A 15,705-nucleotide genomic window follows, 5' to 3' on the forward strand; every position below is an offset into this window, starting at 1 on the left:
GCTAACTTGTTTGCTTATCCTAAGCAAGGTCGCTCTACCTAAAAAAATGGCTGGGCACTGCTTACAGTACCCAGCCAACGCTAGTTTCTGGGGAGAGACTATCAAATATTAAAGACAAACGTACCGCCGCCCGACCAGCAATACTTCTGCCAAAAACATGAATAAGGAGACCTCATCCTCTTCATGCAGACCTTACTAAACAACGCATCACACAAGCAGATGACAGCGTTGTCATTCATTAAATTACACAAGAAAGAACAGGATTTCTACATTTTTTTGACAATTAGCTTTATATTTTTAAGAAAGATAAACTTATTCTTTAAATTTCAATTATTTAAATTTAAATCTATATTTATCAACCTATATGACAACGCTGTCTTTGACTGATAACATAGGCGCAACAACTCAAACGCCACACTCAGTTATCTTAAAAAGATGCTCACATATATCCCTACCTTTAAGCGTAAAAACACCTTCAGCGGCCAATATTATCGGTCGTTAACGGTACTGCTCACTCTGTTAAGCACATGGATAGTTTGGTTTGTTCAATTCGCACAACCATTTGAGTTAATTAAAGAATATGGCAAGTTTATATTTTTAGGAATAACAGGAGCTATCTTTGCTAATTCAACTGGAGCAGGCGGAGGCGTTATTTTCATCCCTGTTTTCTCTAGTTTAGATTTTACCGAAACTCAAAGCGTTTCAACGTCTTTTATGATCCAGTGTTTTGGCATGACTGCTGGCGCAATTTCATGGTCAAGATACTATCAACGGCATCACCATATGGATAAAACTTGGTATGGTTTTATTCCATGTATCTTGCTTTGTGCATGCTTTTCAGTACTTGGCCTTTGGAGCAGCGAGTTATGGCAACTAACTTCGCCCTCTTCACTCCACACCAGTTTTAGCCTTTTCTCTATCGCACTTGGGATAGCAATCATTTTCAGCAGTCAACACCGCTATCTGCAAAGTAATAGTCTTAAATCCATAGACTATTTTTGTTTAGCGGTTATTGGTTACTTTGGCGGGATCATCACCGCTTGGTTGTCTGTTGGTGTAGGTGAACTGATTGTAATCTATCTGATGTTACGAGGTATCTGCGCCAAGATGGCCGTCGCGGTTGGCGTTGTGGTATCGGCCATAACCGTTTGGTCGGCAAGCCCAATACACGTGTTCTCCAACCACAGTCACGCTTTATATGAATTAGTGCTATTTGCAGGACCCGGTGCAATTATCGGAGGATTGTTAGCCCGCAAGCTGGCGTTATTTCTCCCAGTCAAAACCTTAAAACTGTTTTTTGCAAGCTGGATTATTTTGACTGGGAGTGTGATGCTAGCAAACTAAATAGCCCCAATTACAATAGTTCGCTTTAATATTATTAAAACGAACTATATAAAATTGAGTTTATTTTTCCATCACTAAATCAATTAAATTTAATGAGCAAAGATGCGCATAAATAGCCGAATAGAAACCTCGTTTAGCAAAATCAAGCAATGTCGTATCGTCTAGCTGCTGCAGTTTTCCTTCATCAATGGTATATATTCCATCAATATTGGTTTTAGTGCCATCAAGTGTAGTCACTGTTAATGTACGTGGTTGCAACAGTCCATGATTCAATAACACTTTGATAAAGTACTTTGTCATCTCATGATAACTAGCCTGTAAACTCGCCAATTCAAGTTTTTTTGATAAATAAACCGTTTGATTGCCTGAATCATCAAATAAACGATGCGCTTCATGTTCTGCCACTGATGAATTATTGACATCGACACCCAAGATAACGTTGTCGTTATCTATATAACTCATTCCAAAAGGATACAATTGAACTTGAATAGGTAAATAGCGGCATTGCCACTGACCGTTTTTGAGCAACTTATTAGTATTAGGCTTAAGTGCAGTAATCGCAATGGAGAGGAACTCACCAGTTTGAGCGTTTTTTGTAAACACGATAGGGAAACTGGTCGCAGCAGACATAAACTCTTGAACCTGAAGAGGGAGCATATGCATGGTTTCAAAAAGGCTGTAATCAACCTTATCCCCAATCGCTAAATTTTTATGACTTGCGTCATTTAAAGGTACAAATTGTGTTTTCATTTTATTTTTCCTTTTTACACATTAAAATAAAGCGTTTAGATAGATTGCAAGCCATAAGTACAAATCTTATCAATCAATTCTCTATGTTCAGGTAACCCCTCAAACATATGGCGCTTCATATTCGACATGTTACTCATATAAGCATTCAAATTAGCTTTTGCGACTAAACCTCTATCATGCGGTTGAGTCGGATATTTCATCCCATAAAGAACATATAAGTAATTATCTAAGTTAAACACCTCAAACTTTGAGGGGAAATCCTCTGCAATAGGGCTAAATGACTTCCACATGTTAAGCCGCTCTTTTAACGGCTCAGGAATTGTCTCTTCACGCTGATTATCAAGCCAAAATGCCGAGTCAGTTCTATCTGACACACAATAATGCAATTTGGCAAATTCGACGACCCTTTCCCATGCGTGGTTAACAGTGCGATTAAAACGTATTGATAAGTAATCCACCTCATCTTTATTAGCAGGGAAACGTTCAGCAAGAAATCGAGCAGAAAAGTCCGTTAATAAAATTGAAGTCGCTTCTATGGGTTCTAAAAAGCCCTGTGCCAGCCCTAATGCAACGCAGTTTTTGACCCAAAATTGTTGACGATAGCCTACCGTCATAGGGATTTTGCGATGGGGAATATCGGCAAGTTTACCACCAAGATAACGGTCAAACTTTTGTTCAGCTTCAGTTTGATTCATATGCGCTGATGAATATACAAATCCTGTACCGCGGCGCTGGGTAAGCGCAATATCCCAAATCCACCCGGCTTGATGTGCTGTTGCTTTAGTATAAGGAGGAATAACATCAGCAGGCTGAGTCGGAATTTGCGCAACTAATGCCGTATCAATAAAAAGTTGCTGCGCTTTACTGATAAATGGCACTTTTAATGCCTTAGCTAACAAAATAGATTCAAAGCCACTGCAATCAATATAGAAATCAAAAGATAGATTCCCCTGCTCAGTCTGCAATGACTCGATAGCGCCATCTACATCTAAGCACACGTCGTGTACTGTCGTTAAAATATGCTCTACATTAAATTTCTCAATGGCATTTTTAGCGAGTAATTTGGCAAACTTTGCCGCATTAAGGTGATAGGCATAGCCTAAAATGCCCGCATATTCTGGCGTAGTAATGAGCTTTGGTGCTTTAGCCGCTTCGCAAGCTAAATGCTGTGGGGAAATAAAATCGGCAAAATGTCCGCTTTGTTCGGCCAACCAAGCCGATACAGCGTCACCTTGGTGTAAATTAATGATATCAAATAGATGATGATAAAAATTATGCTTTCCGTGACGCGATTTATCTAACCAGTTCACAAATTTAATAGACTGTTTAAACGTGACATCGCATGTTCGAATAAATTCTGACTCACTAATACCAAAACTCTGTAATGATTTTCTAATCGAAGGCACAGTACCTTCCCCGACACCAATAATAGGAATATCAGGAGATTCAATCACTGAAATAGATAAGCCGGGACGTCCCTTTAACACCCGACCTAAATGATTTGCCGCTAACCAACCTGAAGTCCCGCCCCCTATGATAGCTATTTTTCTGATTGTCATCACGAGCCTCTAAATTGGAGAAACCTAAGTTTATTATTAAATTTATTGATAATAAAAAGCCTAGCGAATGCTAGGCTTTTTCGTGATTAAATTGAATTAGAAGCGTAACGCTACACCAAGCTTGTAGCGAGCTTCACCATCGAAGCTCCATACTGGGTAGTTATCTTTAAATTCACTAATAACACCTTCTGCATCAACAGGTGAAACACCTTTCTGAATACTGTCTTCTTCAAGTAAGTTAACGACTTCAAATGTTACAGATAGATAATCTGTCACATTATAGTTAGCACTTAAATCTACTGTGCCATAAGCTTGATGCTCGCGGTTACCGTAGAAACCTGGTAATTCACGCATCATATACTCTGAACGCCAGTTATATGCTATACGAGCAGAGAAATCATCCATCTCGTAGTAACCGACTAAGTTTACAGTGTGCTTAGATGAGTCTGAGAACACTCCTACACGATCAGCATAATTTTCAGCAGGTGAGGTTGCATCGGCAAAGGTGTAGTTAGCGGAGTAACCAAAACCGTTATCGAATGAATCTAGTAATTGCAGTTCAATACCATCGATTGAACCACCTGTAGCATTATAGTTTTCACTCACTGTCCAACAGTCATATATACCTGCACCACAGGAGCTACCACCTTGACTCACTAAGTTTGGATCTTCAATACCAATTTGTTGATTTAATTTTTCACGGGTTGAAATAAATGAACTAACATCTTTAATAAAGTAAGTTGCTGCAAATAAACCTTCGCCGCTGAAATACCACTCTAAGCTTAAATCTGCTTGAGAGGCTTTAAATGGCAACAGATTCACACTCCCAGTTACTTTCTTTTCGTTACCTGGAGTACCGTCGTTAAAACCAGGTAATTTAGAAGTCGCAAAAAGATCTGCGTAGTTAGGGCGAGACATAACTTGTGCTGCTGATGCTCTTAAAATTAAATCGCTTGCTAAATCAAATGCAATGTTTACGCTTGGTAAAACATCATTATAGCTTGCCTTATCTGTACTTAAATCATCGGCATAAGTACCTTTTGTGCTGAATGCGTAATAATCCGATTCAACATCGGTAGAGATATATCTTAAACCGAAATTACCCCGTACACCTTCACCAGCAAATGTGGCCATAGTGTATAGAGCTAAGTTTTTCTCTTGAAGCGTACCGTAACCAGATTTGTCTAAAGTAAAACCATCAATGGCGGCGTAAGCATCTCTGATCATATTGTCAAAGATAGGCTTAGGTAAGGTAAAACCTGCACCTGATGATATAGTTCCTGAGTAATATTCAGAGGCGTCTTTTGCAGTAATATTTGATGATTGCGCAGCTTCAGTCGTTTGAGTTACGTCATGATCCGCATAGCTAATACCTGATTTAATTGAGGTAATAACACCAAACTCAACTGGAACAGTTATATCAAAGGTCGCAAATGACTCTTCATCAGTATTAGGTTGTTTTTTCAACGCCCAACCCGCAGTTTCCAACTTGCCATTAAAATCACTGGCATCGAAAGCATTATTAGCGATGTCAATTTTGATAACATCACCAGTTGCATCGTAAATACCCGCAAAATCTGCCGCTTTACCAATAGACTGACCATAGTTGGATGTCAAATCGGTACCACCCTCAGCTTTAGTCTTACCGATACGGCCTTCTAACTTATAGGCATCAGCTTGATATGCAAAATCGAGGTCCACTGTATCAGAGGACATGCTTGCCTTACGAGCCCAAGTTTGTGCCCATGCAAAACCACCTTTATCGGTATGCTCAACTAAAGTACAAACACCTGCGGCATTTTTCTTAAGACACTTGTTTTCACCCTGTTGGGTCGGGAATAAGAAAATTGACGTATTGGCATTGTTTGCATCAAGCTGCAAACTCATAACATTTAGACCGAACTCAAGGCTATCAGTTGGTCTGTATTGGAAAGCAGCATTAACAGCAGTGCGTTCACGGTCTTGTTGGAAAGTTGTTGGAACAATTTCCCCCCAACCAAGTAACGACTCAATACCATTACGTTGGTATTCAGTTTTATCTAATGAACCAGCAACTAAAAAGCCAAATTTTTCGTCTTCAGTTTTCCAGCTATATAAACCTGAGGTCTGCGGATCTGTCGCTTCAGAAACAGTACCGTAATCACCTTTCGCACTTAAAAATACAGAATTAGCTTCTAAATCAAGCGGCTTACGAGTCTTAACTAACACTGTGCCGCCAATACCGCCCTCTGCAACATCAGCCTGAGAAGATTTCTTGACCTCTATACCACCAACTAATTCGGGAGGAAGTAAGCTGTAATTAAAACTGCGATCAATGGCTTGTTGATCAAACCATCCTGTTGAGGCGACAGAATGCCCATTTAATAATGTGCTAGTGAGTTGGCTAGAAGCACCTCGAATAGAAACTTGTTGACCTTGGCCAAACTGACGGTTTACCGCAACACCAGGAATACGGCCTAAAGACTCCCCCACGTCACCGTCAGGAAATTTACCAATATCTTCAGCGGTCACAGCATCAACAACAGCGTCAGAAAAACGTTTGTCGTTAACAGAAGCTTTCATTGAAGCTCTCATACCACGCACTTCAATTTTTTCAATATTTTCAGGAGCGGCTGCAGTTGCAGCTGCTTCTGCAGCGACAGCACTGATTGAAACCGCGCTGCCGAGGAGGATAGCAATGTTTGTAGCTAGTACACTTTTCTTAAAGGATGATGGTCGCATCTCGTTTCCCTTCCATAACTTTATTATCGTTTTAGTATTCATAACCATTCCGATGGAATGACAACGCTGTCATGTCTAGAGCAAACATTACACAATAATTAACAGCCTTGCCACAACAAAATAACTCTGGACGAAAAAAAATGTCATAACACTGACTTTGGCAGGATAGAATCTGAATATATTTAAGCAAAAATAATCACTTAAATAATTTGATGTAAAATTACAACTTATAACGGAGTGTTAACAGTTGAAAAATGCCGCAGTTTGTAACAAATGAGCATTGCTATACGGCATAAATGCTCGCACTATAAGCAACATAATAAAAAGTTAACTGACAACGCTGTCGGCTTGTAAATTACGCTTAAAGGATTGAGGTTCATCAATCTGCTAGCCCTTCGCAAATTCGAATAAAGAGTTTTTAGATCAATGAAAGTCACTATCAACGACGTCGCTAAATATGCTGGAGTGTCAATCAAGACAGTTTCCCGCGTAACCAATAATGAGCCATCGGTGAAACAAGCCACGATTGATAAAGTGAACGAGGCCATTAAAGCATTAAATTATCAGCCCAATCTTGCCGCAAGAAATCTGGCAGGGACAAAATCCTATGCTATTGGTTTTATTTATGATAATCCTAACGCGTATTACATTATTGATATGCAAAATGGGATTTTATCGGCATGTAAAGATAAAGGCTACGAGCTTGTTATCCACCCTTGTAATGCTAAATCTGACACAATTTGTGATGAGCTGACTCAGCTTGTTAAACATTCGAGGCTTGCAGGTTTAGTGTTAACACCGCCACTTTCAGAAGATCCAAAAGTACTGAAATCTCTCAACGAGATCGATGCAAATTATGTCCGCATTATTGCAGGGGAAGGAGTTAAAGAGCCTGATGGGCTCACCATTTTAGTGAATGACAAGTCGGGGGCGGTTGAAATAACCCAGCATTTGATTGATTTGGGCCATAAAAATATCGCTTTTATAAGTGGTGATTTGCACCACGAATCCACGAAAGAACGATTACTTGGCTATAAACAAGCATTAACAAAAAACCATCTAATTCTGAATGAGGATTACATAATTGAAGGGAAATACTCATTTGAATCGGGGGTCGAAGGCGCAAATATCCTGATTAAACTTAAAAATCGTCCTACTGCGATTGTTGCTTGTAACGACGAAATTGCAGCTGGAGCACTTTTTGCCGCTCGTTTAGCAGGGCTTGATATTCCTAGCGATCTATCAATTGTAGGCTTCGAAGATAGCCCATTTTCACGCCAAACTTGGCCGAAACTTACCACAGTGCATCAACCCAATTCTGAAATTGCCCAAGTTGCGACAGAACTGTTAATCGATAAACGTCGTGAGCTAGATGCTAAATTTGCAAAAACATTTACCCCAGAGCCGGTTATCCGCGATTCTTCTGCCTCACCTAAACACGCCGATGTGTTGACGTGTAAGAAATAGCTTTATACCGATATTGCTGATATTTAAAAAATTACTGCAACGTCGTTATAATACGTAAGCGAATGCTCTTGCAGCAGAAATACCAAAACCAATAAATGCTACACAAAAACACGAGGGAGCATAGCTCACTCGTGTTTATACCATTAGTGTAATTTCAGCTTTGGTCTTTGCCACTTGAGTAGCTTTTGTGCGATGCGATAAATAATCGCAGAGAACCAGCCATATAGGCTCGCTAAATGCCTTTGATATAAAGAGATGTACATCAGCCTTGCGATATGGCCTTCAACGAAGAAAGTACCAGAGCGCAGATTCCCCATTAAATTACCCACGGCCGAAAAGCGGCTTAATGAAACTAAGGAACCATAATCTTTATAGACAAAAGCCTTTTCAGCCTTATTTTGTAGCCGGTTCACAATATTCTCATATAGCGTATCTGCCATCTGAGCAGCGGCTTGAGCGCGTGGCGGAACAGGTTGACCAGACTCAAGAATTAATAGGGCGCAATCCCCAATGGCATAAATATCTTGATGGCCTTTCACCCGCATACAGGCATCAACTTCGACTTGGTTTCGCGGCGTAATAGGCAGTTTAGAAAAATTTCGGAAGGCTTTTGGACCTTTAACGCCAGCCGCCCAAACCTTTAGGCCTGCCTCAATCACATCACCATCTTGAGTGATGAAGCCGTCACGCGTCACTTCCTTTACCTGCACCCCGATGTGTAAACGAATACCGATTTTATCAAGTACGGCTTGGGCTCTAGCACTTACACGCTCTGGTAGTTGGGGAAGAATTTTGGGAGAGGCTTCAATAAGATGCACATCAAGATGATGTTTTGAGATATTAAGGTAACCATATTCTTTAACTGATTCAATCACATGATGAAGTTCAGCGGCTAACTCAACGCCTGTTGCGCCTGCGCCAACAATGCCTATACTGACTTTCTCTTGTGTTTCATTGAGTTGTAACAAGGCATCCAAGAGCTTTTGATGAAATAAGTTAGCGTTATCTAAACTATCGAGAAAAATACAATGTTGCTCCGCTCCTAGGGTATTAAAGCTATTGGATACTCCACCTAAGGCCAGAACTAAATAATCATATTCAATCTGACGAGGTTCAAGCAATAATTCTCCTGAATCACTATATACAGCAGCAAGCTGAATAGTCTTTGCATCTGGTTCACACTGCTCAATTTCACCACGAATATAACGATATCCATTTTTAAGGCCATGATCTCTGTAAAGTAATCCCTCAATCGACTGATCGATAACCCCCACAGCAACTTCGTGTAATTTTGGCTTCCAGATATGAATAGGGCTTTTATCAATTAAGCAGACATCGACGACATCACCACCGCCCAACTTACGGCCTAATTTTGAGGCCAGCGCTAAACCTGCAGCTCCACCGCCCACAATCACGATTCGTTTCGTAGCCAAAATAACAACCTCACAAGCTCATTTAAGTGGCTAAGTTATACCATGGAACAGATAAGAGATAACTACTTTAGTCTAACTAAGCAGACCATTTTACATTAAAGATATTTCAGAAATCGAACGACTTAATGAGCTACATGATAAAATTTAGGCAACAAAAAAGGGCCCTCAGGCCCTAATTTTAAAAGAATAGATTTAAACCGCTTCTTCGTTTTCTTCCCCAGTTCGAATCCGGATAACCCGCTCAACATCTGTCACAAAAATTTTGCCATCACCAATCTTACCAGTACGTGCAGTTTCAACAATCACATCTATAGCTTGATCAACGAGATCATCTTGGATCACAAGCTCAATTTTTACTTTTGGCAAAAAATCAACCATATACTCAGCACCACGATAAAGCTCCGTATGTCCTTTCTGACGACCGAAACCTTTGACTTCGAGCACAGTCATTCCCGTGATCCCAATCTCAGCAAGTGACTCGCGCACATCATCTAATTTAAAAGGCTTAATAATGGCTTCAACTTTCTTCATCAAACATTCCTCAGCACTTGCTTACAGATAATCAAACAGAATAACACTAGCTTACACGTGGTTAAGGCATTATTGAAGCATTGGCATCGCTTTACTCATAAAACACAGTTTCTATAAAACGGTTCTTAGCACATAAAAATCTAAAAATTACATCGCAGATCCTAGCCTGACATTTATACTTGGAGTTAGCTGTTGATGTTTAAAACCGCCTGCTGGATGCGGGATACTTATGACAAAGGAACTGTTATGAAAACCCATCAAAATGGTTTTAGCCTGATAGAACTATTCACCACTTTATCCATATCAACACTTCTCCTTACGATTGGGGCTCCAGCGTATACTGACATAACTGACCATTTTAGAGCAGATTCGAATATAAAAACTGTTCAACAAACATTCGCATTTGCACGTAACACCGCAATAAACTACGGATATAGGGTAACTGCTTGTCCTCTCGTTAATGGACAGTGCACTGATAACTGGCAGCAAGGTATCTCTGTTTTTACTGACTCAGGTGCAGCTGAAACACTTGATTTAAATGATAAAGTGATAATGATTATTGATGAATTCGATAGCAAAGATTTCATAAAGTACAACCGTAACTCTGTAAGATTTCAGCCAGATGGGCTTGCATCAGGCAGTAACGGCACCTTTAAATATTGCCCACGAACATTAGATAACAAAAATTCTAAAGCAATTGTGGTCAATCAAGCGGGACGAGTTCGCTTATCTACGGCAAAAAATATTGACTGTAAATAAATGCATATTGGTTAATATGCTAGTACACGACCCATTGAATGCAGCTAAGTTGTTAATGCACTGCCACAGTATTGAGATGCAGAGCATCAGCTTTCTCTATACTGAATATAAATTACTCGTACATAACTAAAACCATTTAAACCTAGTGTATTGGCTGTGCTAATTATAAACGACACTGTAAAACAACTTATTGGTTATATTGAATATCTTAGATAGTTACTGATCTTGTAGGCTCTCTCGCATATACTTAACCGAGTTAACGCGAGGATTATTCAATGTTTACTCTCTCAAAAGGTTTTACTTTAGTTGAACTAATGGTCACCATCGCAATTGCGGCTTTACTTCTTTCTATTGGCGTCCCCTCTTTTACTGCAATGTATGAAGCGACTCGTAGCGCAAATGAAATACAAAAAATTAATGACCTTTTTGCCTTTGCGCGAAATCAAGCGGTGAATTACGGTTCTACAGTCACAGTATGCCCCTATGCAGCCTCCCCCTGTGGTAATGACTGGAGTAAGGGGTTTAGTGTGTATATTGAAAAAAATGGTTCAAAAAAAGTCCTAAAGGTAATAGATGGATTTAACTCTAAAGATACTATTTCACTAACTGGCCCGACAGATAAAACCGTGAACTTTACTTCTGATGGCCTAGTCTCTACTGAAACATCGATTATATATTGCCCAAGTGGAGAAAGTGATGGTTCTAAAAGCATAAACATTAGTACATCAGGATTAATTAAAGAGGGAAGTGATAACCAAAATTGCTTATAACTGACTGAGCATCCACTTACAAATTATCACTATATTCAATTTCAAAAATGCCAAATCAAATAAAACGATTTGGCATTTTTAATGCTAAGTTTAAAACCATCGTTTTGGCGCTAAGTTTTTATTAAGCTTAAAATGAATCACTAAAAGTGTTTATCTAGGTGTCAACTTATCCAATTCTTGAGCCTTAAGGCTGTTGAAAGAAGCATTAAGCTCAACGCATTCTTCTACTGCATTGATGTAAGACTTTTTACCATCACTCGACTGACGAAGAGTCCCAACAAGATTTGCCATTCTCAATGGCATTTCACTCATTTTCCAACGATAAAAAGCAATTTCAGCATTATTTTTAAACGTAATATAACATTTAAAATCCTGTTCGACCTGTGGATTTCCGCTGTCAGCCCAAACTTTACTCGATATCAACACCAAAATCGTGGAGAGAATGACTCGTTTCATTTCCAACACTCCGTACTTGGACCTTTAGCCCCGGTATCTGTAATGGTTAAAGGTGTACAGGATGAATCTCTGCTTGCCTGTACTCCTTTTGCGACTGCTTTTAGCGTAAATGATGTAGTACCACTTGATGTCACAGAGTAATTACCATGTTCAGTAATATAGGGATCTGCGCCTATCAGCTTAGTTAAATCAGTAGCATACTTACGATTATCTAAGTAATACTGTTCTTGTAAATTGGCTAATCTCATCAACGCCGACAAACCTTCAGCTCTCGTACTTTGCGCCACGTATCGAGTATAAGAAGGATATGCGATTGCCGATAAAATTCCGATGATAACAACAACTATCATCACTTCAATTAATGTAAAACCGTTATCTTTAATCTTCATATACAAATATTTACTCATTTATATGGTAATAAATTTTATTTACACCTAAACCAGAAGCGACGTTTATCGTGCCACTGTATTCACCATTTTCATTTTTATCGCCTTTTCCGACACCAATAATATAGATATAGGGATCCTTACCAGATTCTGGAGCTGGGATCACAATTTGCGGCGTGTCAGGAACTCTTTCTCCGAGTTCATAATATAACTGAGAAAAAGATCTTGTTCCTTTATGTAAATCAAATGCATAGAGCTTACCAGCACCAGAAACTAAACAAACGTTATCAGCAACAGAATCAGCTGGCGGTGAATAAGAGGTAAAATATACTTTTCCTTGAACAATCAGTGCCGCAGTCAAGCTTTTTTCACCGAGTCCAGAAAAATCATAATACCAACCAAGTTTAGTACCGAAATTGATATTATCCGTTTCTGACGTAGGAGCACTTGATGTCACATCATACAAATTATTAACTGTAATCGTTGCGGGCACATTACTTCCCGTAAAACTCTTAGTGACGACGTTACGATCCTGAAGCATAAAAAACATATCATTAACATCAGTACTTGAAGGACTTGGCCTCATTCCACTACCCACAGCAACGGCATCATAGGGGACATTTTGGTGTGTTTTCGTCGTTACGGTTTCGGTCCCTGTTGTCACCGATACTTCGGACAAATTAGTAAACATTGTTTGCGCAACCACAGGTTCTGCGAAGAAACGTCTATTATCGCTATTTGAACCTCCCAATGAAGCAAACTTAAAAGCGGTCCATGTACTTGAACTTGCTGTAGGTAAATCCATACGCCAAATATTACCTGTAACATCCGATGCATATATGCGGTCTGTATAGCCATCAGTGTTGCTATCAAGCACTGCGACTGAATTAGGAATACTGCCTTGGATACCTGGAAGCACAGTTGCTCCACTCGCCGATCCGCCAAAAGAATGGATCAGCGTTCCCTTTTGTGCATCAACAATATATACAACACTACCTAGGGGTGAAGTCGTCGGCGTAGCATCAAAGCTCACATCATAACCTCCACCAAAAATCAATACCGGTTTATCGTAACCTACGATTTTAGTCACAATTGGTTCCGACCATGTCTGACCTAGATCGGCAAAACCATCACTAGAAGGATTAATAGTCCACATAAGAGAGGGACTGTCTGGATTAGATACATCTAGAGCATAATAAGATGAGCCACCACGCCGCATACCTACAAAAACCCAAGCCTTGTTTACTTTACCGGTAGAATCCGTTTCAGTATAAGCAACGGGAGATGAATCCATTCCATACACAGTGTGGACACCTGATGGGTCATTCGTTCTAAGCTCAAATAAATTTGGTAAAAGCTCGTAGGGTATAAATCCCCATGTTTCTGACACTGACTCACCAGCATCTTTAAACATATGTAAAACGCCTTGGTTTGTGCCCAAAATAATTCGGATATCCGTGGCCGTTTCACTACCAAAATTCAATGCAAGAGGTTTCGAATGTAAAGGGTCTCCCATAACATCACTGCGTTTATCTGTTGTACTACCGTTTTTATTGTCGTCGTCAACATCAATACCTTTTAACCAGTCTAGAGTATTTGCGACTTCATCAATGCTGGTCCTCATAAAGGTAGCTAAAGCTTGATCGCCACCAGCGGCACTTTGTGCATTCGATAACGTAAGAGGAGACAAACTATTTGCTCCTCCTAAATTACTCAAAATGGTTCGACTCGCTTGACTCTTGATTTGAGCCGCAGCACCACCAACCTCCACCTTATTACCATCTTTTTGACTGGCGCAATCAGACCAAATCGTACAAGCGGTATCTTTAATATTTCCGTTATCAGCAATAGCCGCATTTCCTTGACTATCAACTAAGGTGCCATCAGCTGTTACTTTAAGTTTCTTTAAATTACCACTCCAGCGAGGACCTTTACCTGGTAAAAACATCGCATAGTAAGCAGCATCAAAGGTTTGTGTTCTATCAAAGTTATTACTCGCAATACTTGGAGAAGTAAAACTCGAGTCTATATTAAGAATATTTGATAACGCATCATTAAGGGCATTTTGTAATTCTAAACTATTCTGAGCCGCAAAATATAAGCCACCACCACGTTTAGCAGTTTCCGCTAATAAGGGGGCCGCATCCTCTGCGCCTTTACTAAAACCAATAGTATAAGTGCGCACATTTTGCATTTGCTCAGTGTTAGAGCTATCAAGTTTATTGATTAGATCATTATTGAACATATAACTTGCTAATGCAGGTAAATAACTAGGCGAACTTAAACCCTGAGAAAATGAGGAATAATCACCGCTTTTACTTGCTGCCGCAGTTAAACTTTTAACATCGTTATTAGCACTTCCATCAACTGTTGGTGAGCCATCAGTAACATAAATCACATAGGCAATATCAGTACAAACTTTAAATGGGCTACTATAAGTACCGTTTTTTTCTACAGAAGTATCATAAGGAGGGCGATTGCCTACATAAGAGCCATAATCGGTATCCGCGTGTCCAAAAACAACACTTTTACCAGCAAAATAACGATAGGCTTCATACATAGTTTCACACAAAGGTGTATTAGTTTTTGCTGGTAACTTATCAATAGTTAATAGTAAGCTATCTCGAGCAGCATCCGTCATTTGTGTAATACCAGAAACTATCCGGCCACCATCCCTATTCCCCTCATTAGGATAATTGTAATTAAATACAGCCAACCCAAAATCCACGGTTGGGGTAGAATTAATAATGTTAGAAATCGCCTTCTTCGCAATCTCTAACCTTGAAACTTTTACGGTTGGCAACCGTCCGTCTTTAGACAACCAATACCATCTTAAATAGTTATCTGTATAAAAAGTGACAGGCTGACCAACACCAAAATCTGTATTTTTTGCGGCGGCTAAGGCATCAGCCCAGGTATTACTGGGAGATGCAGATGTATAGTAGGGAAATGCCGTTTTTCGTTTACCTGAACCAGTGGTTAAGCCGTTAGCGGGAAAACCATTTGAATAAGAGGATGAGTTCCGAGGATCAACTTGAGAAATATCTTCCCAACAATCAACCACCTTAATATTACGACCATCTGTCTCGGGAAACTCTTTCCACACTCCCGTAGTCCCACTTGAAGTAAACTCGCGAATATAACCTGTAAAACGGCCATATTGATCCAATGCAGCTTTACTTTGATTACAACCGTTTATCGTGGCATCAAAATATCGTCTATCAGAACTTGTATCAGGCTTTGGTAATGCACCGCCTCCCACTGTGTAATAGATTCGGTCGCCACTGTAACCCGAACCACTTACAGGGGGATAATCATAATCGGGATCATAATCAATCACCTGAGTAATTTCTTCGGTAGACATACTTCCCGAGTTATCAAAAATTACCAAAACTTTAGGCCGAGCACCCGTGCGAGTTGTCGACTCTTTAACATATAATTCCGTATCATCGCCAAAGGTTGAGGTTGAAGTTGACGTTACAGCCAATGCAAGCAATGTACACAAAGTGAGCTTTTTGATTAGCATATC

At 39.8% G+C, this 15,705-nt stretch carries 12 protein-coding genes; 4 read left to right on the forward strand and 8 right to left on the reverse strand.

The features are described from left to right. Positions 1–435 precede the first annotated feature (435 nt). Positions 436–1,344, forward strand: coding sequence for a sulfite exporter TauE/SafE family protein (locus tag M0413_RS14695; RefSeq protein ID WP_249554757.1), 909 nt, complete (start codon positions 436–438; stop codon positions 1,342–1,344). 60 nt (positions 1,345–1,404) lie between these two features. Here M0413_RS14695 and M0413_RS14700 read toward each other — a convergent pair whose 3' ends face one another. From M0413_RS14700 to M0413_RS14710, 3 genes are all read right to left on the reverse strand, one after another. After that, positions 1,405–2,094: a SapC family protein gene (locus tag M0413_RS14700; protein ID WP_249554760.1), complete on the reverse strand. Its 690-nt coding sequence runs from the start codon at positions 2,092–2,094 to the stop codon at positions 1,405–1,407. Between the two features lie 35 nt (positions 2,095–2,129). Continuing rightward, on the reverse strand, positions 2,130–3,653 hold the full coding sequence (locus M0413_RS14705; protein WP_249554762.1) for a tryptophan halogenase family protein: 1,524 nt from the start codon (positions 3,651–3,653) through the stop codon (positions 2,130–2,132). A 96-nt stretch (positions 3,654–3,749) separates the two neighbouring features. Continuing rightward, entirely contained in the window at positions 3,750–6,374 is a 2,625-nt protein-coding gene (locus tag M0413_RS14710) for a TonB-dependent receptor (RefSeq protein WP_037421023.1), read from the reverse strand. Positions 6,375–6,800: 426 nt separating this feature from the next. Between M0413_RS14710 and M0413_RS14715 the strand changes: the two genes are divergently transcribed. Further along, positions 6,801–7,841 (forward strand): LacI family DNA-binding transcriptional regulator, encoded by a 1,041-nt coding sequence (locus M0413_RS14715; protein WP_249554764.1) that lies wholly within the window; start codon positions 6,801–6,803, stop codon positions 7,839–7,841. 143 nt (positions 7,842–7,984) lie between these two features. Here the strand turns inward: M0413_RS14715 and M0413_RS14720 are convergent, their stop codons facing one another. Together M0413_RS14720 and glnB are read right to left on the reverse strand one after the other, a co-directional pair. After that, the gene (locus tag M0413_RS14720) at positions 7,985–9,274 is read right to left on the reverse strand and encodes an NAD(P)/FAD-dependent oxidoreductase (protein ID WP_037421015.1); all 1,290 of its coding nucleotides are present in this window, start codon (positions 9,272–9,274) and stop codon (positions 7,985–7,987) included. A 192-nt stretch (positions 9,275–9,466) separates the two neighbouring features. Continuing rightward, positions 9,467–9,805, reverse strand: a complete 339-nt coding sequence (glnB, locus tag M0413_RS14725; protein ID WP_011073353.1) for a nitrogen regulatory protein P-II — start codon at positions 9,803–9,805, stop codon at positions 9,467–9,469. A 246-nt stretch (positions 9,806–10,051) separates the two neighbouring features. Here glnB and M0413_RS14730 point away from each other — a divergent pair, with 246 nt between their 5' ends. Further along, complete coding sequence (locus tag M0413_RS14730; protein ID WP_099457641.1) at positions 10,052–10,564, forward strand: GspH/FimT family pseudopilin; 513 nt, start codon at positions 10,052–10,054, stop codon at positions 10,562–10,564. A gap of 275 nt (positions 10,565–10,839) precedes the next feature. Beyond that, positions 10,840–11,334 (forward strand): GspH/FimT family pseudopilin, encoded by a 495-nt coding sequence (locus M0413_RS14735; RefSeq protein ID WP_144346248.1) that lies wholly within the window; start codon positions 10,840–10,842, stop codon positions 11,332–11,334. 150 nt (positions 11,335–11,484) lie between these two features. On the opposite strand, the gene M0413_RS14740 is transcribed toward M0413_RS14735, so the two are convergent. Genes M0413_RS14740 through M0413_RS14750 form a run of 3 tightly spaced genes read right to left on the reverse strand, consistent with a single transcriptional unit; the run spans position 11,485 to position 15,702 of the window. After that, positions 11,485–11,790, reverse strand: coding sequence for a TapY2 family type IVa secretion system protein (locus tag M0413_RS14740; RefSeq protein WP_047536832.1), 306 nt, complete (start codon positions 11,788–11,790; stop codon positions 11,485–11,487). Next, positions 11,787–12,179: a type IV pilin protein gene (locus tag M0413_RS14745; protein ID WP_047540417.1), complete on the reverse strand. Its 393-nt coding sequence runs from the start codon at positions 12,177–12,179 to the stop codon at positions 11,787–11,789. Before M0413_RS14745 ends, M0413_RS14740 begins: the two co-directional genes overlap by 4 nt. A 10-nt stretch (positions 12,180–12,189) precedes the next feature. Continuing rightward, positions 12,190–15,702 (reverse strand): pilus assembly protein, encoded by a 3,513-nt coding sequence (locus M0413_RS14750; protein WP_218738107.1) that lies wholly within the window; start codon positions 15,700–15,702, stop codon positions 12,190–12,192. Between the last annotated feature and the right edge of the window lie 3 nt (positions 15,703–15,705).

This window comes from Shewanella sp. 8A, from assembly GCF_023475945.1.
GTDB classification, from domain to species: Bacteria; Pseudomonadota; Gammaproteobacteria; order Enterobacterales; family Shewanellaceae; genus Shewanella; species Shewanella xiamenensis.

Bases quoted from the DNA above. Each gene is read 5' to 3' on its own strand.
- M0413_RS14695 (WP_249554757.1), top strand. From the start codon at position 436: ATGCTCACATATATCCCTACCTTTAAGCGTAAAAACACCTTCAGCGGC.
- M0413_RS14700 (WP_249554760.1), bottom strand. From the start codon at position 2,094: ATGAAAACACAATTTGTACCTTTAAATGACGCAAGTCATAAAAATTTA.
- M0413_RS14705 (WP_249554762.1), bottom strand. From the start codon at position 3,653: ATGACAATCAGAAAAATAGCTATCATAGGGGGCGGGACTTCAGGTTGG.
- M0413_RS14710 (WP_037421023.1), bottom strand. From the start codon at position 6,374: ATGCGACCATCATCCTTTAAGAAAAGTGTACTAGCTACAAACATTGCT.
- M0413_RS14715 (WP_249554764.1), top strand. From the start codon at position 6,801: ATGAAAGTCACTATCAACGACGTCGCTAAATATGCTGGAGTGTCAATC.
- glnB (WP_011073353.1), bottom strand. From the start codon at position 9,805: ATGAAGAAAGTTGAAGCCATTATTAAGCCTTTTAAATTAGATGATGTG.
- M0413_RS14730 (WP_099457641.1), top strand. From the start codon at position 10,052: ATGAAAACCCATCAAAATGGTTTTAGCCTGATAGAACTATTCACCACT.
- M0413_RS14735 (WP_144346248.1), top strand. From the start codon at position 10,840: ATGTTTACTCTCTCAAAAGGTTTTACTTTAGTTGAACTAATGGTCACC.
- M0413_RS14740 (WP_047536832.1), bottom strand. From the start codon at position 11,790: ATGAAACGAGTCATTCTCTCCACGATTTTGGTGTTGATATCGAGTAAA.
- M0413_RS14745 (WP_047540417.1), bottom strand. From the start codon at position 12,179: ATGAAGATTAAAGATAACGGTTTTACATTAATTGAAGTGATGATAGTT.
- M0413_RS14750 (WP_218738107.1), bottom strand. From the start codon at position 15,702: ATGCTAATCAAAAAGCTCACTTTGTGTACATTGCTTGCATTGGCTGTA.